General features: G+C 70.3%; 22 protein-coding genes. 9 read left to right on the top strand and 13 right to left on the bottom strand.

What is annotated here, in order from left to right; genetic code table 11:
- Positions 1-74: 74 nt before the first annotated feature.
- Entirely contained in the window at positions 75-599 is a 525-nt protein-coding gene (locus VFW66_07775; GenBank protein HEX5386578.1) for a putative metal-dependent hydrolase, read from the top strand.
- The gene (gene eutC, locus VFW66_07780; GenBank protein ID HEX5386579.1) at positions 580-1,389 is read left to right on the top strand and encodes an ethanolamine ammonia-lyase subunit EutC; all 810 of its coding nucleotides are present in this window, start codon (positions 580-582) and stop codon (positions 1,387-1,389) included. Before VFW66_07775 ends, eutC begins: the two co-directional genes overlap by 20 nt.
- A 1-nt stretch (position 1,390) precedes the next feature.
- Here the strand turns inward: eutC and VFW66_07785 are convergent, their stop codons facing one another.
- Complete coding sequence (locus tag VFW66_07785; protein ID HEX5386580.1) at positions 1,391-1,807, bottom strand: response regulator; 417 nt, start codon at positions 1,805-1,807, stop codon at positions 1,391-1,393.
- A gap of 208 nt (positions 1,808-2,015) precedes the next feature.
- Here VFW66_07785 and VFW66_07790 point away from each other — a divergent pair, with 208 nt between their 5' ends.
- A complete protein-coding gene (locus VFW66_07790; protein HEX5386581.1) occupies positions 2,016-2,285 on the top strand; it encodes a hypothetical protein in 270 nt (89 codons plus the stop codon).
- A gap of 3 nt (positions 2,286-2,288) precedes the next feature.
- Here the strand turns inward: VFW66_07790 and VFW66_07795 are convergent, their stop codons facing one another.
- The 3 genes from VFW66_07795 to VFW66_07805 form a co-directional block, all read right to left on the bottom strand.
- Positions 2,289-2,744 carry a response regulator gene (locus VFW66_07795; GenBank protein HEX5386582.1) on the bottom strand — a complete coding sequence of 152 codons (456 nt, stop codon included), beginning with the start codon at positions 2,742-2,744 and terminating at the stop codon, positions 2,289-2,291.
- Positions 2,745-3,048: 304 nt separating this feature from the next.
- Positions 3,049-3,750, bottom strand: coding sequence for a dienelactone hydrolase family protein (locus VFW66_07800; GenBank protein ID HEX5386583.1), 702 nt, complete (start codon positions 3,748-3,750; stop codon positions 3,049-3,051).
- Between the two features lie 18 nt (positions 3,751-3,768).
- Positions 3,769-4,431: a phosphoribosyltransferase gene (locus tag VFW66_07805; GenBank protein HEX5386584.1), complete on the bottom strand. Its 663-nt coding sequence runs from the start codon at positions 4,429-4,431 to the stop codon at positions 3,769-3,771.
- 185 nt (positions 4,432-4,616) lie between these two features.
- Here VFW66_07805 and VFW66_07810 point away from each other — a divergent pair, with 185 nt between their 5' ends.
- A complete protein-coding gene (locus tag VFW66_07810; GenBank protein HEX5386585.1) occupies positions 4,617-4,979 on the top strand; it encodes a hypothetical protein in 363 nt (120 codons plus the stop codon).
- Here VFW66_07810 and VFW66_07815 read toward each other — a convergent pair.
- Positions 4,976-5,410, bottom strand: a complete 435-nt coding sequence (locus VFW66_07815) for a response regulator (protein ID HEX5386586.1) — start codon at positions 5,408-5,410, stop codon at positions 4,976-4,978. The two genes, VFW66_07810 and VFW66_07815, sit on opposite strands and share 4 nt — an antisense overlap.
- Before the next feature lie 213 nt (positions 5,411-5,623).
- Here VFW66_07815 and VFW66_07820 point away from each other — a divergent pair, with 213 nt between their 5' ends.
- Positions 5,624-6,448, top strand: coding sequence for a BON domain-containing protein (locus VFW66_07820; GenBank protein ID HEX5386587.1), 825 nt, complete (start codon positions 5,624-5,626; stop codon positions 6,446-6,448).
- Here VFW66_07820 and nrfD read toward each other — a convergent pair.
- From nrfD to VFW66_07840, 4 genes are read right to left on the bottom strand one after another with little or no spacing between them, the layout of a single operon-like run.
- Positions 6,391-7,578 carry an NrfD/PsrC family molybdoenzyme membrane anchor subunit gene (gene nrfD / locus VFW66_07825; GenBank protein HEX5386588.1) on the bottom strand — a complete coding sequence of 396 codons (1,188 nt, stop codon included), beginning with the start codon at positions 7,576-7,578 and terminating at the stop codon, positions 6,391-6,393. The genes VFW66_07820 and nrfD overlap by 58 nt on opposite strands.
- Positions 7,575-8,555 carry a 4Fe-4S dicluster domain-containing protein gene (locus VFW66_07830; protein ID HEX5386589.1) on the bottom strand — a complete coding sequence of 327 codons (981 nt, stop codon included), beginning with the start codon at positions 8,553-8,555 and terminating at the stop codon, positions 7,575-7,577. The genes nrfD and VFW66_07830 overlap by 4 nt, the downstream gene beginning before the upstream one ends.
- Positions 8,552-11,191, bottom strand: a complete 2,640-nt coding sequence (locus VFW66_07835) for a molybdopterin-dependent oxidoreductase (protein ID HEX5386590.1) — start codon at positions 11,189-11,191, stop codon at positions 8,552-8,554. The genes VFW66_07830 and VFW66_07835 overlap by 4 nt, the downstream gene beginning before the upstream one ends.
- Positions 11,192-11,212: 21 nt before the next feature.
- On the bottom strand, positions 11,213-11,833 hold the full coding sequence (locus VFW66_07840) for a hypothetical protein (protein HEX5386591.1): 621 nt from the start codon (positions 11,831-11,833) through the stop codon (positions 11,213-11,215).
- 241 nt (positions 11,834-12,074) lie between these two features.
- Between VFW66_07840 and VFW66_07845 the strand changes: the two genes are divergently transcribed.
- The 4 genes from VFW66_07845 to VFW66_07860 all read left to right on the top strand — a co-directional run bounded on the left by VFW66_07845 (position 12,075) and on the right by VFW66_07860 (position 17,390).
- On the top strand, positions 12,075-13,118 hold the full coding sequence (locus VFW66_07845) for a glycosyltransferase family 2 protein (GenBank protein HEX5386592.1): 1,044 nt from the start codon (positions 12,075-12,077) through the stop codon (positions 13,116-13,118).
- Positions 13,115-14,149, top strand: a complete 1,035-nt coding sequence (locus VFW66_07850) for a lysylphosphatidylglycerol synthase transmembrane domain-containing protein (GenBank protein ID HEX5386593.1) — start codon at positions 13,115-13,117, stop codon at positions 14,147-14,149. The genes VFW66_07845 and VFW66_07850 overlap by 4 nt, the downstream gene beginning before the upstream one ends.
- Positions 14,150-14,235: 86 nt before the next feature.
- Positions 14,236-15,636, top strand: a complete 1,401-nt coding sequence (locus VFW66_07855; GenBank protein HEX5386594.1) for an NAD(P)/FAD-dependent oxidoreductase — start codon at positions 14,236-14,238, stop codon at positions 15,634-15,636.
- 110 nt (positions 15,637-15,746) lie between these two features.
- Positions 15,747-17,390 carry a hypothetical protein gene (locus VFW66_07860; protein ID HEX5386595.1) on the top strand — a complete coding sequence of 548 codons (1,644 nt, stop codon included), beginning with the start codon at positions 15,747-15,749 and terminating at the stop codon, positions 17,388-17,390.
- 10 nt (positions 17,391-17,400) lie between these two features.
- Here VFW66_07860 and VFW66_07865 read toward each other — a convergent pair whose 3' ends face one another.
- Genes VFW66_07865 through VFW66_07880 form a run of 4 tightly spaced genes read right to left on the bottom strand, consistent with a single transcriptional unit; the run spans position 17,401 to position 23,817 of the window.
- Positions 17,401-19,149, bottom strand: coding sequence for a multicopper oxidase family protein (locus VFW66_07865; GenBank protein ID HEX5386596.1), 1,749 nt, complete (start codon positions 19,147-19,149; stop codon positions 17,401-17,403).
- Positions 19,146-19,652, bottom strand: a complete 507-nt coding sequence (locus tag VFW66_07870; protein HEX5386597.1) for a hypothetical protein — start codon at positions 19,650-19,652, stop codon at positions 19,146-19,148. The genes VFW66_07865 and VFW66_07870 overlap by 4 nt, the downstream gene beginning before the upstream one ends.
- The gene (locus VFW66_07875) at positions 19,649-21,058 is read right to left on the bottom strand and encodes a hypothetical protein (protein ID HEX5386598.1); all 1,410 of its coding nucleotides are present in this window, start codon (positions 21,056-21,058) and stop codon (positions 19,649-19,651) included. The genes VFW66_07870 and VFW66_07875 overlap by 4 nt, the downstream gene beginning before the upstream one ends.
- 32 nt (positions 21,059-21,090) lie before the next feature.
- Positions 21,091-23,817, bottom strand: coding sequence for a protein kinase (locus VFW66_07880; protein ID HEX5386599.1), 2,727 nt, complete (start codon positions 23,815-23,817; stop codon positions 21,091-21,093).
- Between the last annotated feature and the right edge of the window lie 151 nt (positions 23,818-23,968).

Raw genomic sequence — 23,968 nt, forward strand, 5'->3', positions numbered from 1 at the left:
CGCCCGAGCGGCAGGTGTCCGCGCGCGGCGTGGCGTTCCGGGCGCGCGAGCTGCTCACCCGATAACTTCGACGTATGACCGACCTGCGTTACCCCATCGGGACATTCGAGCCGCCGGTCCGCTCCGAGCCCTACGAGCGCCAGGCGCGCATCGCGCAGATTGCGCAGGCGCCGGCCGCGCTTCGCCGCGTGGTCTCGGGGCTCTCCGACGCACAGCTCGACACTCCGTACCGACCCGGTGGCTGGACCGTGCGCCAGGTGGCGCATCATCTGCCCGACAGCCACCTGAACGCCTACATGCGGATGCGGCTCGCGCTGACCGAGGACGAACCGGCGATCAAGTCGTATGCCGAGGAACGGTGGGCCGAGCTGCCCGACGCGCGGGGCGCGCCGGTGGAGCTGTCGCTCGCGCTGCTCGACGCGCTGCACGCGCGCTGGATGCTGCTCCTTGGCGCGCTCGAGCCGGTGCACTTTGCCCGTGCGTACCGCCACCCGGAAATGGGACGCGTGCCGCTCGATATGGCCATCGCGCTCTATGCCTGGCACGGGCGCCATCACGTCGCGCACATCTCTACTCTCCGTGAGCGCATGGGATGGTAGTCCCCGCTCGGTGACCCAGCCGCCCGACGCCTGGGCGGCGTTCCGGCAGCTCACGCCCGCCCGCATCGGGCTCGGGCGCGCGGGCGTGAGCCTCCCCACCCGCGCACATCTCGATTTTCAACTCGCCCACGCCCGGGCCCGCGATGCGGTGCACCTCGCATTGGATGCCGCGGCGCTCGCGACGGAGCTCGCGCGTGCGCTCGCACATACAGGGATCGACATTGCGACGGTCCGAAGTGCCGCGCGCGACCGGACCGAATACTTGCAGCGCCCCGACCTCGGGCGCCGCCTCGACGATGCTTCACGCGCGCGGCTCTCGACCTGCGCCGCTGGCGAGGCGGCGCCGCCCGACGTCGCCTTCGTCGTGGCGGACGGACTCTCGGCCGCTGCCGCGAGCCGGCACGCCGCGCCGGTACTCGAGCGTCTCGTTCCGCGGCTTGCAGTTTCGGAATGGCGCATTGCGCCGGTCGCCGTGGCCGAGCAGGGGCGGGTGGCGTTGGGCGACGAGATCGGCGAGCTGCTCGGCGCGCCGCTGGCGCTGGTGCTGCTCGGCGAGCGGCCCGGGCTCTCTTCGCCCGATAGCCTCGGCGCCTATCTCACGTGGGCGCCGACGCCCGGGCGGCGCGATGCGGAGCGGAACTGCGTCTCCAACATCCGACCCGAGGGGCTCGGCTATGCGGCGGCAGCCGATCGACTGCTGTTTTTCCTGACGGAAGCGCGGCGGCGCCGGCTCACCGGCATCGCGCTCAAGGACGAGTGGGCGCTGCCCGGCGCGGCCGCCGGCGGGTGAGTCAGTGGGGGCCGCCGCGCGGCGCGAGCAGGTCGCGCAGCCGGCGCACGAGCTGCTCGCCGGTGAACGGCTTGTAGAGAATGGGAACGCCGGGGTACAGCCGACCGGCGGTGGTCATCCGGTCCCGCGGGTATCCCGTCATGTAGAGCACGCGGATGTGCGACCAGCACTCGGCGATGGCCGCGGCGAGCTGGCGGCCGTCCATGCGCGGCATCACCACGTCGGTCACCACCGCGGCGATGTCGCCGCTGTCCCGCCGCAGACGTTCGAGGGCGGCGACTCCGTCCGGCGCTTCGACCACACGGAAGCCACCATCGAGCAGCATGCGGGCGACGAGCCGACGTACCACTTCCTCGTCATCCACGACGAGAATCGTCTCGCCACTCACGACGTGCCGGGCGGGCGGAGGCGCATCCATTGCGTGCCTGAGCGGGCGCGGTGCAGGGCTTCGATCGACGTTGAGTTGAGTGGGCGAGGGCCAACATAGGACCCGGTCGGGCCCGGAGCAAGTACAACGGCGAAAACGAATTCGCGGCGGCCGGGCGATTGCCAATCCGCCGCCCCGGTGTACTATAGTCCGGGCGTGGCGCGGGCCTGCCCGCAACGTGACACCAATGGTACGATCGATGCTCCAGCAGATTACCGACTGCCATTCGAATCCGCGCCCGGCGCCACGCCTTGCCGATGCCGGTCACCACGGCAAGTCGGTGGAAGCGCGGGTGAAACCGGCCTGGGTGTCGCTCTACCCCAACGTGGATCCGCTCGTCTGGTATCCGGTGCTGCTCAAGGGAGAGTTCCGGGACGATCTGGAGGGCTTCTGGGTGCAGCTCGAGGGCCGGGTGACGTACGTGCTCGCCCGACACTTCGACGTGCGCGCGCAAGAATCCCGGCATTGAGCATCACCTAGCGCCGCCTGCGCCTTCGCCGCCCGCGCCTTCGATGAGGGAGCGCAGCCGCGCGAGCAATTGATCGGACGTGAACGGCTTGAAAATGAGCGGCCGCGGCGGGGCGAGCGGTCCGGTGCCCGCGGAGCGGAGCGCCGCGTAGCCGGTCATGTAGAGCACGCGGATGTGCGGCCAGCGCCGCTCGATGATTGCTCCGAGATCGCGCCCGTTCATTTCGGCCATCACCACGTCGACCACTGCGGCGCGGATGCGTGGGGCCTCGCGCTCGAGCCGTTCCACCGCGGCCGCACCACTCGAGGCCTCGATCGCATCGAAGCCCCCCGAGCAGAGCATCCGCGCGGTGAGCTTTCGCACGGCCTCTTCGTCGTCGACCACGAGAATCGCGCCGGACCCGGCCTGCGCCGCGCGGCCCGTGTCGCGTTGATTTGCCGGTTCTTGCGCCAATGCCAACACTCCGCCGTTCTCGCTCCATCGTCGGAGCCGTCCGCCTCCGCGATCGATCTGCGCATCGGCGGCACGGCAAGCGTACCTGGAAAATTCGGAGAACGGCCGGCGTCCGACCCTTCTCGGCCCAACTCAGCCCGGTGGCCCAGCGGGCGAACAGAACTACCCATGCAGCGTAGAAAGGTTCGGCGCGACGTGCAGTGTTTCGTCGCGCCTCTTGGTGGCGCGGCCGGTCACACCGCGCGGCGGCACGGGCGCGAGGCGCGTGGGTGACCGTGGTCACCCGTGCGGTGCACCATGCACGACGGTGTCAGGGTGCGGGCGGGCGAGCGGTGAGAAAGCGGTCGAACCAGGTCGTCGCGAGCTCCGCGACGCGGGCGAGCGTGCCGGGTTCCTCGAAGAGATGCGAGGCACCCGGCACGATTTCGAGTTGGGCGTGCGCGCGAAGCTCGCGCAGCGCGGTTTCGTTGAGGCGGATGACCGGCACGTCGAGGCTGCCGACCAGGAGCAGCGTCGGTGCCCGCACCCGCGGGAGCGCCGCCCCAGCGAGGTCGGGCCGGCCGCCGCGCGACACCACCGCGGCCACCGCGCGCGGCCGGATTGCCGCGGCCACAAGCGCGGCGGCGGCCCCCGTGCTCGCGCCGAAGTAGCCGAGCCGAAGTCCGCGGGTTTCCGGGTCGTGCGCCAGCCAATCCGTCGCGCCGACGAGCCGCGAAGCCAGCAGCTGGATGTCGAAGCGGAGATGCCCGGTCCGCTCGTCGACGCGCTCCTCCTCGCGAGTGAGGAGGTCCATGAGCAGCGTCGCGAGCCCGCCGGAGCGCAGCACCTCGGCCACGTAGCGGTTGCGCGTGCTGTGCCGGCTGCTGCCGCTCCCGTGCGCGAACGCTACGAGGCCGATCGCACCCGACGGCACCGCGAGATCCGCTTCGAGTCGGGCGCCCGCCGCCTCGATCTCGACGGTGCGCTCGGCCGTGATCTGCTCGGCCGTGATGCGATCGCGCTCGTCAGCCATCGTACGTCCGCCGCCCGTTCAGCGGGCCGCTGGGCCGGCGGTGCCCGCGCCGGCCTCCGCGAGCAACGTTCGGACTTCCTCGTCGCTCGTCTGGGAGAAGTCGCGATACCAGGCGCCGACCGCATGAAATGGCTCGGGCGTCGTGAGGCAGACCACGTCATCGGCCACGGCGCGGAGCGCGCGGCAGGTTTCGCGCGGCGCGGTGGGCACCGCGACTACGATACGCGCCGGCTGCCTCTGCCGGAGCGCGCGCACCGCCGCTTCCATCGTGGAGCCGGTGGCGAGGCCGTCGTCAACCAGAATGACGGTGCGCCCCTCGACGGGGGGCGCAGGATGGTCGCCCCGATACGCCTGCTCGCGGCGGGCCAGCTCGTGCTGCTCTTCCCGCGTCACCTGGTCGATGAGCTCGGGGTCGACCCGCGCCAGCTCCACCACATCGCGGTTGAGCACGCGCAGGCCGCCTGTGGCGACCGCGCCCATGGCCAGCTCTTCGTGCCCGGGGAGCCCGAGCTTTCGCACGAGGAATACGTCGAGCGGCGCGCCCAAGGCATGGGCGACCTCGAAACCCACCGGCACCCCACCGCGAGGCAGTGCGAGCACGAGTACGTCGAGCCGGTGCGCGTACGCCGCGAGCGCGCGCGCCAGCCGCTGGCCCGCCTCTTTGCGATTGCGGAACACCATCACCGGACCGCCTGCGCGACGTCGAATGCCATGCTCGACAGTGCTCGGCATGCGCAACGCGCGATGTGACCGGGGGCGCCGAATTGCTGCGGTGCCGGTCACCTTGGGCGCCGGCGCCGTTGGCTAAGGTGGAGGCGGAGCGTGCGACAACGCAAACCTCGACCGGCCACACGCCGGAGGCGATTATGGCGAAGAATGACGAGAGCGGATTCACCAGGAGCGGCGCCGCCGTGCCCGGCTCGGATCTCGTGTGGGAAGATGAGGATCGCTACTGGCAGGACAACTTCCAGAATCGGCCCTACGCCCTGGGCAACGACTACGAGCGCTACCGGCCGGCCTATCGCTATGGCTTCGAGTCGGCGCGCCATCACATGGGCCGCACTTGGGACCAGTCCGAGCGTGACCTGCGCGCCGGTTGGGACCGCTACGATTACCGCGGGGAGCATCAGTCCACGTGGGATGACATCAAAGACGCCGTGCGGGACGCCTGGGACCGGGTGACCGGGCACGGCTCCTCCACCGCGGCCGAGCGGGCCTCCCGCCGTTAGATCGGGACGGGGCGGGGCCGCGCATGCAGCAGGCGGCCCACCGCGCGGACGAGCGCGGACGGAGGAAAGGGCTTCTGGAGATACGGTGCGCCGGGGTGCAGGATGCCACGGCGCACCGTTTCTTCATGGCTCCACGGTGCGATGTAGAGCACCGGAAGCCACTGCTGCATGTGCGCGAGCGGGAGGCCGAAGTGATAGTCATCGCACTCGAGCATGGACACGTCGGAAATCAGCAGATCGACGCGTCCGCTCCCCCGGAGCACCCACGCCGCTTCGATTCCCCCACGCGCCGGGATCGCCGCATAGCCGGCGCGGCGCAGCACGCGGCAGCTTTCGCCGCGGACCGCTTCCGCCTCGTCCACGACGAGGATCGTGGCGCGGCCCCGGTGCACGGGTATGCGTACGACGGCGCGGGGCGAGAGCTCGTCCATGCGGTGACCGTTCGAGTGTGAGGGGTGCGGGCCCAGCATGCCGCAAGTCGGATGCCCGAGGGGCGCGTCCGCGCAGAGAGCATACATCCCGAACAGTGCGGCGACGCTGCCGCGGCGGTCGCGCCACGGGTGACCCGTATCACGTTCCGTCCGTGACCGCGCGTATAAGGTGCGGGCACCTCATCAACCCTCAAACCTTGGCAGGGTGCTTCAATGGCGTATTACGACCGCAGTTTCGAAAATCGACCCTACGGGCGCGACTATTACGGCCGCGACTTCTACGGGCGTGAACCATACGGACGGGAGGATCAGTGGGGCGGCGCATCCCGCGAAGGCGGGTACGGGAATCAGCCGTGGCAGGGGCGCGAGGGCGGGTACGGGTCGAGCAGCGGGTATGGGTCTGGATACGGCGCTGGCTACGGGTACACGCCCGGATACCAGGGCTCCTACACGGGGTACCAGGGTTACAGCCCGGGCGGCTACCAGGGTTGGAGCCCGGGGCAGCAGGGCTGGGGCTATGGTTATCAGGGCTCGGCGCAGGGATACCAAGGCTCACGCCAGGGGCAGCAGGACTACGGGCAGGGATCGATGGCGCGTGAGGGCTGGGGTTACGGGTCCGCATACGGCCAGGGCTCGTCGGGCCAGGGCAACTTCTACTCGTCGCAGCGTTCCGGCGGACAGCAGTACATGCCATGGGGCCAGCAGGGCCAGCATGCGGGCCGGGGCCCGAAGGGCTATCAACGTTCGGATCAGCGGGTCGAGGAAGACATCAACGAGGGACTGACCCGCGATTCCGAAATCGACGCGAGCGAGATCGAGGTGAAGGTGCAGCACGGCGAGGCCACGCTCACCGGCACGGTCGACAGCCGCGAGGCCAAGCGGCGCGCGGAGGACATCGCGGACCACTGCTCGGGCGTGAAGGACGTGCACAACAACCTGAAGGTGCAGCACCAGAGCCAGAGCTCCAGCCAGCAGGGCTCTCAGAGCAGCGAGGGCCGTTCGCGGGCGGGCCGGTCGACCGCTGGTGCCGGGACCTGATCCCGCACGCGACTATCCGTCGCCGAGCGCGCGCGGTTCGCCGGAGCGCGCTCGGCGCTCTTCGTTTCCGTGAAGCGCCAGGTATCGGCCGGAGTGCGGGCGCTCCGCAATCCCTCGCGGGTGACGAGATAGCGAAGCGCGAGGCTGCCCGCGAGCGCCAGAGCCGCGGTGAGGCGCTCGATGCGCGCCGTCGTCGAGTGATTGGGCGCGTGGCGCTTCGTGCGCTTCCGGCGCACGCCGCGGGCACGGCGTGAGACGCGCGCGACCGCCAGCACGAGCGGCGCGCCGAGCCCGAGCGCCAGCGTGAGGTCGCGGGCCAGGTGCTCGCTGCGCGGCGCCTCGGCGTCCGACGGCAGCGCCCGGACCGAGGCCCGCCCCCGCAGTGCCAGGGCCAGTTCGGCGGCGAGCGCGATCACCTCGGCGCGGGCCAGCCGCCGCTCTGCACGCCGCCGCGCGATCGCGCGGCTTCGCCGCCCGTTGCCCGTTCGGCCGCTTATTGGGCAACGACGCCGCCCGGATTCGGCGAGGAGCCCTACTGCCGCCAACCCACTCGAGAGCGCCGAGCTCAGGAAGAGCGGGCCCAGCCAGTCCGCGCGGCGCGCCCAGCTCGGCGTGTTGGTGGATCCGAGCAGGACACCGGTGTAGCTGCCGACAAACGCGGCGAGTGGCAACCCGACGGCGTGCAGCGCCCGCCCGGCCGCGCCGCGCGAAAGCCGCGCGAGCCGCGGCCGGCGTCCGAGCCATCCATCCTCCGCAGCCTGCAGCAACGCCGCGGCTCCGGCGCAACTGCCGAAGGCGGTGAGTCCCCACGAGCCGAGGCTCATGGCAGAGCGCGCCCGCACGATTCGCAACATGTGATGGAATCGCTCCGGCCGGCCCAGGTCGGCGATCAAGAGGCCGGAACCGGCGAGCATCCCACCCAGGGCCAGGTAGCGTGCGGCGCGGATCACGTGGCGGTCGCGCGCGCCCGCGAGATCCTCGGCCGCCCCCACGATCCAGCTTCCGGCGGCGATGCCGCTGGTCCAGAAATAAATGGGGATGTACCACTCCCACTGCACGGCCTTGACGGGCGGCGCGGGCGGGAGGGCGTTCTCGCGGGCGGGATCGGGTGCGGAGGTAGTGGCCGTCATCGGTCCCCCGCGAAGGCCCAGAGTGTCGCCGCGACGAGGCCGAGCGCCGCAAGCCCGCTGGTGACGAGCCCGCGACCCGTCGCGCTCGACGCCCGGTGCGGCACCGGCGGCAGATTGTACACTTCGGGCCTGTCGATAAGGAGGAAGAAGCAATTGAGGCCGTTGAGTCGCGTGGTATCGGCGCCATCTTCGAGCACGCCATCGGTCCCGTAGAGATATGCCGGAATGCCGCGGCCACGCAGTTCGTCCGTGCGGAGCTTGGCCCGCTCGACCAGCTCGTCCACCGGCCCGAACTGGATCGAATCGGTGGGGCAGGCATTGGCGCACGCCGGCTCCATGCCGCCGCGCAGCCGGTCGTAGCAGAGCGTGCACTTGTGGGCCTTGCCGTCGCCGCCCTTGGCGACCTCGACCACGCCGAAGGGACAGGCGGGCACGCAGTAGCCGCAGCCGTTGCAGACGTCCTGCTGTACGTACACGCTGTCGAACTCGGTGCGGATGATCGAACCGGTGGGGCAGGCCTCGAGACAGGGGGCGTTCACGCAATGCTTGCACACGTCCGACATCAGCAGCCATCGCCGGCCCGGCTCCGCCCACTGTTCCCCGGCCGTGAATGCGCCCCACGGCTCAACCCGGGCGGGCAGGCTCGCGAAGACGTCGAAATCGCGCTCGGCAAAGCGGTCCTCGTCGAACTGCTCGATGAACGTGACGTGACGCCAGGTGCTCGCGCCGAGTTGCCGGGTGTTGTCATACGAGTGTCCGGACAGCTCGTAGCCATCGCTCGGGAGCTGGTTCCACTGCTTGCACGCCACCTCGCACGCCTTGCACCCGATGCAGAGCGTGGTGTCGGTAAAGAACCCGTACGCGCGCCCCGGCGTGATGGATGTGCCGGAGGTCTTCTGTGCGGGTTGGGCCTGCTCGCCGTGCGTATCCCACGCACGGACCCCGTGCGCCACGCCCGCATGCCCCGGCGCGGTCACCGCCGGCCCTCGCGATCGCCATCACGGCCCCCGGCCTTACCACCTCTACCGCCGTTTCCGCCTTCTGCATCCCCATCCCGCCCTGCCACCAGATTACACGTCATCACCTTCCCCTCGTGAATCGTCACGTTCGGCTCCCCCACCAGCGATACGAGATCGTTCGCCGATGCGCCGCGGACCAGTCCCTCATACCCGAAGTGCCAGGGAAAGCCCACCTGGTGGATCACGCGCCCCTGCACCTCGAGCGGGCGCAGCCGGCGGGTGACGAGCGCCCGGGCCGGCGCGCGCCCGCGCGCGGTGACGACGGTGACCCAGTCACGGCTCCGCACGCCGAGCTCACGCGCGAGCTCAGGACTCAGCTCGACAAACGCCTCCGGCTGCAGCTCGCTCAGCCAACTGTTCCACCGGGTCATGCCCCCGCCGGTGTGGTGCTCGGTGAGGCGGTACGTGGTGAGCACGTGGGGGAATTCGGGGTTTGCGATGCCGCTGTAGCGGTTGCCGGGCATGTCCCAGTGTCGCGTCTCCGGATTGCGCTCGTACTCCCGGTAGAGCGCGTTCTCCACCGGCGACTCCCATGGCTCGTAATGCGTCGGCATGGGCCCGTCCTTCATTCCGTTGGGGAAGAAGAGCCATGCCTTCCCGTCCGGCTTCATAACGAACGGCGAATCGCCGGAAATTGCGGCGAGTCCGCCCTTCGCGCGATCGCCCACGTACTCCGGCGGCTTCCTGCGCGGGAAGTCGGGGACGTCGGCGCCGGTCCAGCGCCGCTCGCGCTCGTCCCACCAGACGTATTTCTTCTCGGGTGACCAGGGGCGGCCTTCCGGATCGGCCGAGCAGCGGTTGTAGAGCAGCCGGACGTTGCTGGGCCACGCGAAGCCCCAGCCGGGCGCCACGTAGTCGTCCGGCTCGCGGGAGGCGGCGCGGTTCCGGTCGGTGAAGACGCCGGTGTAGATCCAGCAACCGCACGCCGTGCTGCCATCATCGGCCAGGTGGAGCCCGCTCGCAAGTTGCTCGCGATCGTTCCAGTCGGAGGCCCAGCGGTAGCCGTTCACCTCGCGCAGGATGTGCTCGATGCTCGGCTCCGCGTGAGCGCCCTCGGTGGGATAGTCCCAGGTGAGCGCGCGGAGCCCCGCGTCGCGCGGCTCAGCGGAATGCGCGTGGCGCTCCTTGAGCCGCCGGCCCAGATGAAAGATGAACCACGCATCGGAGCGCGCGTCTCCCGGCGCCTCGACGGCCTTGTGGTGCCACTGGATGAGCCGGTGCGTGTTGGTGAAGCTCCCGTCCTTTTCGGGCACGGTGGCGGCAGGGAGCACGAACACCTCGGTGCCGATCTCCTCCGGCCGCACCTCGCCGCTCCGCACCTCGGGCGCGTGCTCCCAGAAGGTAGCGCTCTCCGTCATGAAGATGTCGCGCACGACGAGCCACTTGAGCCGGTGCATCGCCTCGCGCTGGTAGCGCGCGTTGGGGCCGCCCACCGCCGGGTTCTGTCCCATGAGGACGAGCCCCTCCATGCAACCTTCGTGCATGTCGATGAACATCGGCATGTGGGAGTAGTCCCGATCGATGCGCGGCAGCCAAGCGTAGCCGAACTCATTCTCCGCCGTGGCCGCGTCGCCGTACCACGCCTTGAGCAGCGAGACGAGATAGGACTTCGTGTTGGCCCACACACCCGTGGCGCCGCCTTCGTTCCAGATATAACTCCCGAGATCCTGATCGATGCCGAGGTGTGTCGGCATGTGGAGGTAACCGGGGAGAAGGTCGTAGAGCGTCGGGATGTCGGTCGACCCCTGGATGGTGGCGTGGCCGCGGAGAGCCTGGATGCCGCCGCCCGGGCGGCCGATGTTGCCGAGCAGCAGTTGCAGGATCGCCGAGCTGGCGATGATCTGCGGTCCGGTGGTGTGCTGGGTCCAGCCCACGGCGTAGGCAATGGCCGACGTGCGGTTGCGGCCGGAGTTTCTGAGGAGCGCGTCGCCCACGGCCGTGATTTCCTGCGCGGGCACGCCACAGATGCGTGAGGCCGCTTCCGGGGTGTACGCGCTGAAGTGACGACGCAGAAGCTGGAGCACGCAGCGCGGATGCTGCATGGTCTCGTCGCGCTCGGGCGGCCCGCCCACCGTGCGGCCCGCGTGCATGCCCCACGACTGGGTCGTCTTGAGCTTGCAGATCTCCTCCTGCTGCTCCGAGAGGTAGAGCACCCGCTGCATGCCGGCGTACTGCCAGGTGTCGGGGCAGTAGTGGTCCTGACGCCAACCCGAGAAGAGCCCGCCCAGATCGGCAACGTCGCGGAATTCTTTCTCTATGATGGTCGCGGCATTGGTATAGTGGCGGACGTACTCCTCGAAGAACGGATCGCTCCGCCAGCGCTCACTCTCGAGCACCTGGTGAATAAGGGCGCCGAGGAACGCGATGTCGCTGCCGGCGCGGATCTGCATGTAGCGGGTGGCGCAGGCCGAGGTGCGGCTGAAGCGCGGGTCCACGTGAATGATTTCCGCGCCCTTCTCGCGCGCCAGCATGACGAACCGGAACCCCACGGGGTGGCACTCGGCGAAGTTCGAGCCCATCACCAGCATGCAGTCGGTGTTCGCGAGATCGCGGAGAAAGGTGCTGGCCCCGCCGCGGCCGAGTGGCGTCCCCAGACCGGGGACCGTGGCGGAGTGTCATATGCGCGCCTGGTTCTCGACGGCGACGATGCCGAGCCCCACGCAGAGCTTCTTGATGAGGTAGTTCTCCTCGTTGTCGAGCGCGGCGCCGCCCAGGAAGCCCACGGCCCTCGTGTGCCGCAGCGGGCGGCCCTTGGCGTCGCTCGCGGTCCAGGTGCGATCGCGAGTGTCCTGCATGCGGTCGGTGATCTGGTCCATCGCCCACTCGAGCGACACCCGCTCCCACCGTGTGCCGTGCGGCGGGCGATAGAGCGCGGTGGTGAGCCGGTCTGGGTTCACCGTGTACTGGTAGATGTCCGCGCCCTTGGGGCAGAGGGTGCCCTGGTTGATCGGGCTCTTGGGGTCACCCTCCACCTCGGCGACGCGACCGTCGCGCACGTGGATCAGCGTGCCGCAGCCCACGGCACAGTAGGGGCAGACGCTGGCGACGGCGCGGGTGCCCTCGAGCCGCGAGCGCATCGCGCGCGTGGCGGGGCTCACCGCCGGATCGTGCGGTGCGGTGTCATGCGCCGTGGCCCCGTGGGGTGCGGCGTGGCCGTTGCCCAGATCGGCGATCTGCCGGGCCACGGGCCACCGGCCGAGGGCAGAGACGAGGCGCCGGAACAGGTGGTCGGCCATGGTGATCCTCCTCGATGCGCGATGCGGGGTGCCAGGAGCAGCGGGATGCGTGCTGCACGATGGCGCGCGCCGGCCTCACGCGGTGTGCGCCCGGTCACAGCCACTCTCTTGTACTGCCGGGTAGCTATGCCGCGGACGGGGCCGGCTGCCGCGAGGCGCCGTCGCCCGACGACAACCCGGGAGTGAATGCGCGTTGCCCACTCCGGGGTTGCGGGCCGCTCCGACAGCTTTGTGGTGGCGTATGTTCAACGGCCGGTTGCTGACCGTCGTGGTTCCGTGTTACAACGAAGAAGCCGTCATCGAGGAGACCCACCGCCGGCTCTCGCGCGTGCTGCGCGCCCTGCCGGACCTGGGCTACGAGATCCTCTACGTCGACGACGGGAGCAGCGACGCGACCGGCGCGATCCTGGAGCGGCTGGCCGCGAGCGATCCGCACGTGCGGGTTCTCGCCTTCTCGCGCAATTTCGGCCACCAGATCGCGGTGACGGGCGGCGTCGAGCACGCTGCGGGCGACGCGGTGGTGCTGATCGATGCCGACCTGCAGGATCCGCCCGAGGTGATCGCCGAGATGGTCGAGCGGTGGCGCGAAGGCTACGACGTGGCCTACGGCGTCCGCACCGATCGCGAGGGCGAGTCGAAGTTCAAGCGCGCGACCGCCAGCGCGTTCTACCGGCTGATGTCGCGGCTCACCGAAACCGAGATTCCCCTCGATACCGGCGACTTCCGCCTGATGGACCGGCGGGTGGTCGATGCGCTCATCGCCATGCCCGAGCGCGACCGGTTCGTACGGGGCCTCGTGAGCTGGGCGGGCTACCGGCAGGTGGCGGTGCCATACGGGCGCGCGGCGCGGTTTGCCGGGACCAGCAAGTATCCGGTCGGCAAGATGATCCGGTTCGCGATGGACGGGATCGCGTCGTTCTCGGTGAAGCCGCTCACCGTCGCGACGTATGCCGGTTTCGTGGTGTCGCTCATGGCGGTGTTCGGGATCGTGTACGCGGTCATCCTCCGGCTCTTCACCACCATTTTCGTGCCCGGGTGGACCGCCCTGTTCATCGCGGTGCTCTTCCTCGGCGGCGTGCAGCTCATCTCGCTCGGGATCATGGGCGAGTACGTCGGGCGGATCTACGGCGAATCCAAGCGGCGGCCGCTATACCTCCTGCGCGAGCGCCTTGGCTTCGAGCGGCCGTCGCACGGCAACGGGCGGATCTCCAAGGGGATCTTTCGCGAGCGCCGCACCGGCGAGCGGCGCGGGGCTCCACGCGCCTTGCGCGTGCGGAACGCATGACCCCGGAACGCATGATCCCGGAACGCACGCCGGCGAAGCGCGCGCGCTGGCTCCGACCGGTGCTCGGGCTCGTCGTGGCCGGGCTGTTCGTGTGGCTCATCGCGCGGCGGGTCGAGTGGGCAGCGGTAAGCCGCGTCCTGAGCTCGGCCTCCGCGGCGCCGCTCGCGCTCGGCCTGCTCTTCTTCGCGGCCGGCATCGGGGTGCGCGTGCTCCGGTGGTGGTGGATGCTGCGCGGGTTCGAGCCGGATCTCGCGGCGCGGCGTTGCGCCCGCCCGTTTCTGGTGGGCCTCGCCGTCAACAATACGGTGCCGTTCCGGGCCGGCGACCTCGTGCGCGCGTTCGGATTCCGCCACGCGCTCCGCTCTCCGCCGGGCCGGGTGCTCGGCACGCTCGTGATCGAGCGGGTGCTCGACGGGGTCGTGCTCATCGCCATCTTCTTCATCGGACTGCTGGGCGCCGCGTCGGGCGTGGTGCCGGCGGCGTACGTAAGCGCCGGGGCCACGGCGGGGGCCATCGGACTCGCCGCGATCGTGACGCTGGTCGTGGCGCCCGGCTGGGTGGCGCGGCGGCTCGAGCGGGCCCGGTCGCGGCTCGAAGCGCGGGCCGGCGGCGGCCTGGTCGCGCGGGTCGCGGGCGGCGCCACGCATTTCGTCGAGGCACTCGGCACGCTGCAGTCGCCGGCGCGCGCGGTGCAGTTGCTCGGGCTGAGCGCGCTCGCGTGGACGCTCGAGGGCGGCCTCTACGCCGCCGTGGCCGCGTCGCTCCACGCGACGGTCGCGCCGCTCGCCCCCTGGTTCTCGCTCGCCACCGGCACGCTCGCGACGCTCCTGCCGAGCTCGCCCGGCTACGTCGGCACCTTCGACTATTTCACGATGCTCGGACTCACCGCCTACGGCGCGGACCGGAGCGTCGCGGCGGCGTTCGCGCTGCTCACCCACGTGCTGCTCTGGCTGCCGATCACCGCGGCCGGCGCCCTGCTGCTCCTCGCGCCGCGGATCACCGCGATGCGACGCGAGGCCGAACCCGCGTAGCGCACGACGGCGGCCCGTCTCTCAGCGGTCGCCCCACCGGCGCGCGTCGATCGTCCACGCCAATGCGCCGAGCCCTGGAGGATTCGATGCCCGGTACACCGCGTCCCCCGCACGTCGCGATCATCGGAGCCGGCTTCAGCGGGCTCGCCGCCGCGTGGGAGCTCACCCGGCGCGGCGTCGCCGTCACGGTCCTCGAGGCGGATGACGAAGTCGGCGGCCTCGCGGGCAGCTTCGAGGTGGGCGGCACGCGCCTCGAGAAGTTCTATCACCACTGGTTCACCAACGACGCCGACGTGACGACGCTGGTGCGTGAGCTCGGCGCCGAAGACCGCATCGTCTTCCGGCCCACCCGCACCGGGATGTACTTCGCGCAGCGCTTCTTCAAGCTGAGCACGCCCCCCGACGTGCTCCGCTTCACGCCGTTGAGCATTCTCGGCCGGCTCCGGCTTGGCGTGCTCGCGCTCCGGGCGCGGCGGGTGAAGGACTGGCGCGCGCTGGAGCACCTCACCGCTGAGGAGTGGCTCACCCAGCTCGGCGGGCGCGAGGTGTATCGGGTGGTCTGGGCGCCGCTCCTCGCAGGGAAGTTCGGCTCGCACGCCGACGAGATTTCGGCGGTGTGGTTCTGGAACAAGCTCAAGCTCAGGGGTGGGAGCCGCGATCAGCGGGGCGCGGAGATGCTGGCCTATTACCGCGGTGGGTTCGCCGCGCTGGCCGAGCGGCTGGCGGAGGCCGTCGAGGAGCGCGGGGGACGCATCCGGCTCCGCGCCCTCGTGACGGGCCTCGCAATGCGAGACGGCCGCGTAGCCGGCGTCCAGGTGGGCGACGAAGTGGTGGCGGCCGACGCGGTGATCGCGACACCCGCGCTCCCCATCGTGGCCGACCTCGTGTCGCCGCACGCCGCGACCGGGTACACGGCGTCGCTCCGGCGGGTGCGGTATCTCGCGAACGTCTGCCTCGTGCTGGAGCTCGACCGCAGCCTTTCGAGCACCTACTGGCTCAACGTCAACGATCCGACCTTTCCGTTCGTCGGCATCATCGAGCACACCAACTTCGAGCCCGCGGAGACGTACGCGGGGCGGCACATCGTCTATCTCTCGAAGTATCTGCCGGAGGATGCGCCGCTGTGGCGGATGAGCGACGACGAGGTGCTCGAGTTCAGCCTGCCGCACCTCCAGCGGATGTTTCCCGCGTTCTCGCGCGAGTGGATCCTGGCCGCGCACGTCTGGCGGGCACGGCACTCGCAGCCCCTCGTCGTGCGGCACTACGGTGCGCTGATCCCGGAGACGGAGACACCGCTCGGCGGCGTCTATCTCGCGACGATGGCGCAGGTCTATCCCGAGGACCGCGGCACCAACTACGCGATCCGCGAGGGACGCGCCGCCGCGCGCCTCGTGGCCGACCGGCTGGCCGGTGCGCCGCGCGACACGCCGCGCGACAGCGGGCGCTTTCGGAAGGCCGGCGCGGGCCCCCAACTGGTTCCGGCGTGACGGCGACTCGAACGGCCGCAGGGGCGGAGCCGGTACCGCCGGTATCGTCCAACGGTTCGGCCGCAGGGCGGCAGAGCGTGCCGGTTCCTCCGCCAGCGCACTCCCCCGGGGTGGGACAGCGGCTCGATACCGGGGCCGTCCTCACGTTCGTAGCACTCGCCGCGGCAATCGCCCTCGGCTGCGCGCTCCGATCGTACCTGGTCCTCTCGCGCGACTTTCCGCTCAACGACGGCGGCCTTTTCTACACGATGGCGCGCGATCTCCAGCGAAACGGGTACCTCATTCCGCCGACCACGTCGTACAACGGCGGCGCGCTGCCGTTTGCCTATCCGCCGGTGGGCATCTACGCGGCGGCGCTCGTCTCAGGCGCCGGGCTCATGAGCCTGCTGGATGCGCTCCGGTTCCTGCCGCTCGGCGCCACCTGCCTCACGCTGGTGCCGTTCGCACTTCTCGCCCGCGAGCTGCTGCCGTCGCGCACCGCGCAGGTGGGGGCCACGTTCGCCTTTGCCGTGGTGCCCCGCAGCTTCGATTGGCTGCTCATGGGCGGCGGGCTCACCCGCGCGTTCGGGTTTCTCTTCGCGCTCAGCGCGATCTGGCTCATGGCCCGGCTCTTCCGCACAGGAGACCGGCGCTGCCTCGCCGCCGCCGCCGTCGCCGCGGCGCTCTCGGTCGCGTCGCACGTCGGCACGGCGCCATTTCTCGTGCTCAGCATCGTGCTCGTATTTCTGGCGTACGGGCGGAGTGCCGCCGGCGTACGCTGGATGCTGCTGCTCGGGCTCGGCACCGCCGTGCTGAGCGCGCCCTGGTGGGCGACCGTGCTCGCGCAGCATGGGCTCGCGCCGTTCCGCGCGGCGAGCGCCACCGGGGCGTCGATCTTCTCGGGCGGGCCCGCGCGGTATCACATCCGGGTGACGCTTGCCGCGCTTGGCATCGGGACGACGGGCGAGGCGATGGCGCCGATCGTCTGGATGCTCGCGGTCGTCGGGGTCGTTGCGACATTGGTGCGGCGCGCATTCCTGCTGCCGATCTGGTGGCTGTTCATCCTGGTGCTCGATGCGCGGCAGGGGCTCACCTTCGCGACGGTGCCGGTGGCGCTGCTGGCCGGGCTCGCCGTAGCGGACGTGCTGGTGCCGCTCACTACGGGCAGACTGCCCGCCACCCGAACGCGTGGGGCCGGGCTTGAGAGTCCGGCGCCGGCGCGCGGCGGCGCCCGCGGCTGGGGCGCACTCGTGACGGCCGCCGTGCTCGCCGGCCTCATCGCGTATTCCGCGCACTGGGCCACCAACCGCGAGCCGTCGTTCGGTGGCGACGGCTGGTCGCTCGAGGCGCTGGCACCCGCGGAGCGCTCGGCCATGGCATGGGCGCGCACGGCAACGCCCGCGGGTAGCCGATTTCTCGTGGTGACCAGCGCAGGGTGGTCGGAGGATCGCGCGGGCGAATGGTTCCCGAGCCTCGCGGAGCGGAGGAGCATCGCCACGGTGCAGGGCACCGAATGGATGCCCCATCGGGAATTCGCGCGGATGGTCACGCTGCACGAGAAACTGCAGTCGTGCGCCGAGCGCACGGAACGCTGTCTCGATCAGTGGTTCGCCACGAGCGGCCTCGGCGCAGAGTATCTCTTCGTGCCGAAAGCGCCGAGGTGGCCTTGCTGCCGGACGCTGGTGCAGGACCTGGCGGCGAGCCCGCAGTGGGAGCGCGTCTTCGACGGGCCGGGTGCCACGATCTTCCGGCGGCGAGGAGCCCCCGCGGATTGACGGAATCCGTCTATCGGCCGCTGCCCTGCGCCGGCGGGTCGACGTGCAGCACCGCCATCATCCCGGATCCAAGATGCTCGGCGATGTGACAGTGGAGCATCCACGCACCCGGGTTCGACGCATCGATCAGCAGATCGACCGTGGCGCCGACGGGAATGAGCGCCGTGTCCTTCCAGACGAGATTGGTGCTGGGAACGCCGTCGCGTGCCACGACGAGCATCCGCTGACCGTGCAGGTGGATCGGGTGCTGCATCGGATGGAAGGACGTCGGATCGTTGAAGATTCTGAGCTTCACCACCGATCCGGCCGACACATGCCAGTCGATGTCCATGTTCTCCTTACCCGTGACGTCGTCGCGCAGCACCCAGCGCACCTGCTTTGAGGTGGAGAGCCAGTTCATGTCGGGCATGCCGTCCACCCACTCCACCGGCGCGTAATACGCGGTGTCGATGCTCATGAACTGCACGGTGGCGAGAGGCAGCGCGGTAGTAGCGAGGGCGAGGGTGAGCCGCTTGTCGGGCGGCCGGTCGAAATACCCGCGATAGCGGTCGATGTCGCGGCTTACGTCCGGATGGGCGCCGAGCGTGGAGAACGCTCGGCCATAGTCGGGTGCCACGGGCGCGGCGTCGACCGTCACCATGCCCAGCGTGTCGACCTCGGGGACGAACTCGCCCTGGTAGTGGTTGATCGCCTGCACCGCGTTCACCAGCGGCACGCGGCCGGCGCGGTCGAAGCGCACCTCCACGACGTACCGCTCCGCCGGCGCGAGCACCACGCTCATCACCCGCTCCTCGCGCTCGAAGCGGCTCTGGTCGCCGGCCAGGAGCTTCATCGGCGCGCCGCCGAACGACACGTTCCAGGTGCGCGAGCTGGACACGTTCACGAGCTGAAAGCGCACCACCTCGCCCCGGCGCACGTGCAGGGCGTAGTCCGGCTCGCCGTTCACGAGCAGGACGTTGCCCACCCGTCCCATGAGCGCAAAGTCGGGGCCCTCGCGTCCGAACGGGATCAGGCTGTCGGCGTTCACCAGAAGATCGCCGAGCATGAGCACGGCGTCGCGATTGGCGGGCGGGTAGTAGTCGCTGTCCGGTGAATCCACCAGCATCGCGCCGTAGAGACCCATCGCCTGCTCGACGTCCTCGCGCACGTGCGGGTGGTACCAGTAGATGCCTGCATCCGGAAAGTGGATGCGGTAGATGAAATCGGCGCCGGGCGCCACGGGCTCCTGGGTGACGCCGGGCGCGCCGTCGGAACGATTATCCAGCCGCACGCCGTGCCAGTGCACCGCGCTCGGCAGGTCGATGCGATTGTGGAAGCGGACGACGATCGTCGCGTTCCGCGGTACGCGAATGAGCGGGCCCGGCACCTCGCCGTTGTAGCCGTACATCGCGAACGCGTGGCCCGCGATCGCGCGCCGCACGAGCGTGGCGGTGAGGTCCAGGGTGTCGCCGTTCTTGAGGCGCACGACCGCCGAAGCCTTCGCGGCCGGCAGCCGCGCCAGGTCGAGCCCCGCGCCCGGAAGGAAAGGGGTCACACCGGGGGCGAGCCCTACGAGCCCCGGCATCATGGGCATGCCCGCGGGCATGGGGATCGGCATCACCATCGCGTGCTCCGACATGCCGGGCATGTCGTGCATGGGCGCGGGGTTCGTGGGCGATGCGTGCGGGGCGGACGGCTGCTGCGCCGGGGAGGCGACGGGCAGGAGCAGGAGCACGGCCGCGAGCGGCTCGGTCCACATCGCGCGCGCCCGGCCGGTCACGGCGCCACGCCCCGGAACAGCGGGTGGGTGAGGAACGACTGCAGCCAGCCGCTGGGCGAGGTGCCGTGGAGCACCGTCGGCCCCGCGTGCGCCGCCGGCATCGAGTCGGCCTCGGCGGTGATGACGAGAAGAAATTTGTTGAGCTCGGCGGGACCCACGGTGCTCGTGCCCTTGGCGACGACGCCGAGCCGGGTCCAGCGGCTCAGGTCGGGCGTCACTTCCCAGGCGACGTAACTGGAGAACGCGCCAAGAGTGGAAGGCGCGGGAAGGGCCGAAGCGGTGATCTGAACGTCGTACCGCGCGCGGCCGTCGGCCGTGACGGCGACGCCGAAGGGGGAGGGCGCGTAGACCAGCCTCGCGTGCCCCCGCGCTGCGGGGGCCGTCGGCGTGGAGAAGAGTGCGATGTCGTAGGGGCCGGCCGCGTCCGAGAGTGTCGAGCCCGAATGTGCGGCCGGGAGCGGTGCCGCGGCGAGGAGCACCGCGGCCGCCAATGCGAGCCTCACCGTGCGCCCGCGGATGCGCGCTCTTTGGGTGCCCCCTCCGGGCCGTGATCGTAGTCCTGCACGCTCGAGATGTTCGGCATCCCGTAGTCGCGGCCGTTCCAGCCCTTGAAGCCGTCCATCCGGAAGAGCCAGAGTCCGCTCCGCATATCGGAGAGCGCAATGAGCCCATCCGAGTTGCGCACATCGACCCCGAACGCGCCCTGCTCCACGCTGATCGTGCTCTGCCAGCCATTGTCCGGCGTGCCGCCGAAGCCGTGCTCGTGCTCGCACCCGCAGGTGAAGTACGCGCCGTCGGTCCTGGGGTTCTTCGGGTCCTTGAGGTCGAAGATCTGCAGGCCGTCCTCGTACGCCGATACGAACACGTACGGCCAGCGCACCTCGTGGTTGTGCGAGAGGTCGCGCCAGTCGGCGGCCCAGGCGCTCAGGGCCACGTCGAGGTTCTGCTCCTTGCCCTGCTGGCCCGGCTGCAAGTCCCAGATCCGGAGCGGGGTGTACTGGTACTCAGTTTCGGTCACGGCGTAACGTCCGTCGGGCGAGGGCGTGAAGGTGTGCGCAACGTCGAGCCCGAGACCGGTGATGGTGAAGAGCTGGGTGGGCGCCTCGGGGTGGGTCACGTCCCATACCGAATATCCGCCGAGGCCCGCGCCGTAGAACTTGTCCTGGTGCGTGGCCGGGTCGTAGCCCACGTAGAAGTCGTGGTAGCCGCCGGCGCCGATCTGCTTGAACGGCGTCGGATTCGGCACCGCGCCCACGAGCCAGGTGCTCGAGTCGGCGCCGCTCACCACCTTGCCCAGATCGTATACCAGCGCCTTGGGCTGATTGATGGTCGCGAAGTAGAGCACGCGTCCATCAGAGTGCTTGTAGGCGAAGGTATTGTGGAATCCGCCGGGCGCTTCCGGATATCGGATGCGCGCCACCACCTTCACGCTCCTGGGGTCGGGCAGGCCGGTGACGTCCAGGATCACGGCCCCGAGGTCCGCATCGGGACTCCCCTGAAAGAATTGGAACGACTGCGCGTAGTAGTAGCGGCTGCCGATCTTGAAGTACTTCCCGTCCATCGCGCCGATGCCGCGGTGCAGCTCCGGATTCTCTATGGTCCAGTCGACGATCTTCTTCGGGTGTGACGGGTCGCGGATGTCGTAGATCTGGGTATCGAAGTTGACGAAGCCGGAGACGTAGACGTACGGGCGGCCCGGATCCTGTTCCAGCTCGACGTCCGCGGCTTTCCAGGCGCCGGGGCTCGTGACCGCGTGGCCCAGCATATGGACGTTGGCGGTGCCGCCGTGCTTCTGATCGAAGGGGCGGACGCTGGTGCCGGGGTCCTGCGCCCGTGCGGTGGTGGGATGTGCGGCGGCGAGTGCGCACGCGGACGCGCACGCGCATACGATGGCGAACGCTCGACGCATCGAGCCTCCTCGTGTGATGTCGACGGCGGCGCTCACGGCGAGGCGCCGGCGAGTTTCTGGAAGCGCGGATTCTTCCGCAGCGGCTCGAGCGTCGGGTCGATCCTGAGCCAGGCGGGCGAGAGATAGTACGGCCGCGCCAGCACCTGCTCCAGCAGGTCGATTGCCTTGTCCGACTCGCCGACGAGCGTATAGATCCGGGCAAGCTGGTGCAGGAAGTAGACGCCCTGGTAGCCGTCCTTGCTCACCGGGAGCAGCGCCACCGCCTTCTCTCCGTCGCGCATCGCCTCGGCCTTGCGGCCAAGGTAGGCGTAGGCCAGGCCGGCGACGGCGTAGTAGGATGGGTCGTCGGGCGTCTGGTTGACGATGGCCTCCGCCGCGACCCTGGCCGAGTCGGCGTATGCTCGCGCGCGAGCCGAGTCGCCCCGGAGCGCGTAGGTCTGGGCGAAGCATATCGCCCGGTTGGCGGCATCATCCCCGAAGGGCTCGGGCGTGAGGCGGAGGAGCAATTGCTGTTGCTGATCGTCCAGCACCCAGAAGAGATCCCAGTACGTCGCGACGTAGGCCACCAGCGCGATCGGATCGACGCGGGCCGACGCGGACTTGAGGACGGCACGCGCCCCCGGAAGGTTGCCCTGCGCCAGGAACACCATGGCCTTGGTCTCGTTCAGATCCGCAGACTCGGGGTCGAGCGCGAGCGCGCGGTCGGCGGCCTCCATGGCCTCGGGATAGCGCTTGAGCCAGAGCAGGGTCTGCGCCGCCCGTCGCGCGGTGCCTGCCGAGCGCGGATCGAGGGCCAACGCCTGCCGGAGTGATGCGAGGCTCTGATCGAGGTGACCTTGGCTCCGCTCCACCAATGCGATGCCGGTGAGCATCTCCGCATCGTTCGGTGCGGCCTTCCGCCCCAGTTCGTATTGCTCGAGCGCCTTTGGAAAATCGTGCTCGAGCCCGCTGTAATAGTCGCCCAGAGCCAGGTAGGTGGCCGGCGCGGCCGGTGCGAGCGCACGTGCCCGCGCGAGGGCGCCGCGGCTCGCCACGAGGTCGCCGGGTGTCGGGGGCGCCTGGGCGGCGTGGGCGCGGGCGAGCTGGGCCCACGCGAGCGCGAAGTTTGAGTCGAGCGCCACCGCCCGCTCGTAATAGCCGATCGCGCGCCGGAGCTCGGGCACCGTCGCGGTAATGAGCCCGCCGGCCGCCTCGTTGCCTTTGAGGAAGGCGTCGTACGCCGCGAGGTTCTGCGTGGGCTTCTCGGCGATGGTCTCGCGCGCCGTCGTGCCGAGCGCCACGTCGAGCGCCTGCGCCACGCGGCTCGCGATATCGGCCTGGACCTGGAACACGTCGGTCATGGTGGCGTCGAACGGCTGCTGCCACCTCGTCGTGGGCGCGGTGCCGCCGCCCACCTGCACCAGCTCCGGGCTCACCTGCACCCGGTTGGCGCCGCCGGACTTTTCCCACCGGACCGTGCCGGAGAGGATGTAGCGCACGCCGAGTTCCTGCGCGATCTGCTGCGGGGTCTTGGCCGTCTTCTTGTACGGCGCGGAGCTGGTTCGGGCGATCACCTGGAGCCCGGGAATGCCCGCGAGCTTGCCTCGGACGGCATCGGTCATGCCGTCGGCGAAATAGTCGTCGTCCGGTGCGCCGAGGTTCTCGAAGGGGAGCACGGCAATGCCCTTGGGGCCGGCGTCCATCGCATCGTCGGCGACCGCGTGGGTCCTGCGCCACGCGAAGAGCACGCCGAGCCCGAGCAGGAACCCGATGCCGAGAAGCACCGCAGAGCGCCGGGCGGCGAGCGCGGCGAGCGGACGCCACCCGCGTCCGGCTGATGACACCGGCGCCGCGCCGGAGTCCCGCGCCGCGTCCTGCCGGTCCGGCGCGCTCGCCGGCGTTACCCGCGCCGTCGGGGCGGCGCCAAACGAGCCGCTCGGATCGAGAGACCGCGCAAACTCCGCCGCGCTCAGGAAGCGATCGGCTGGCGCGCGGGCGAGCGCGCGCTCGACCGCCCGCTCCACCGCCTCGGGCACAGTCGCGCGCAGCGTATGCAGCGGACGCGGCGTCTCGGTGAACCGCTGCACCAGCACGGCTTGCGCCGTGGGCCCGGTGAACGGCGTCTGCCCCGCGAGCATTTCGTACAGCACGGCGCCGAGCGAATAGATGTCGGTGCGGCCGTCGAGATCGCGCTCGCCGCTCGCCTGCTCGGGGCTCATGTAGGCCGGCGTGCCGACCGTGAGGCCGGTCTCGGTCAGGTGATCGCCCGATTCGGCGCCGAGCGCCTTCCCGATCCCGAAGTCGGCGACCAGCGCGTGGGAGCCGCTGAGAAGGATGTTCTCGGGCTTGATGTCCCGGTGCACCACGCCGTGGCGATGAGCGTACTCGAGCGCGTCTGCCGCCTCGCGCGTGATCCGGACCGCATCGTCGACCGGGAGTTGTTTCTCCCGGTTGAGCCGGCCTCGGAGCGTCTCGCCCTCGACGTACGGCATGGTGAACCAGAGGAACGGTCCGCCGGAGTCGGCGGGGATCCCGCCGGAGTCGTGGACCGTGAGGATGTGCGGATGCTGGAGCCGCGCGGCGAGCTTGATTTCGCGCTGGAACCGCTCGCCGCCGAGGGCCGCAGCGAGCTCGGGATGGAGCACCTTGAGCGCGACCGGGCGATCGTGCCGGAGATCGCGGGCGAGATAGACCATCGCCATGCCGCCGCGGCCAAGCTCGCGCTCGATCACGTAGCGGTCGGCGAGAGCAGCCGAAAGGCGGTGGGCCAGGTCCGACACGGAGTCCGGGTTGGGGGAGCGGGGCGAAATCAGGCTAAGGGTACAATCCGTAGCTGGGGCCGTCCAGATCCCGCGCGATGTTCGGCTCGACGGAGGTCCGGGCGCGATGTAAACTTCCGCGCACGCATCCACTTCCCTCACCCGCGCGGCC

This window comes from Gemmatimonadales bacterium (assembly GCA_036279355.1).
Taxonomy (GTDB): domain Bacteria; phylum Gemmatimonadota; class Gemmatimonadetes; order Gemmatimonadales; family GWC2-71-9; genus DASQPE01.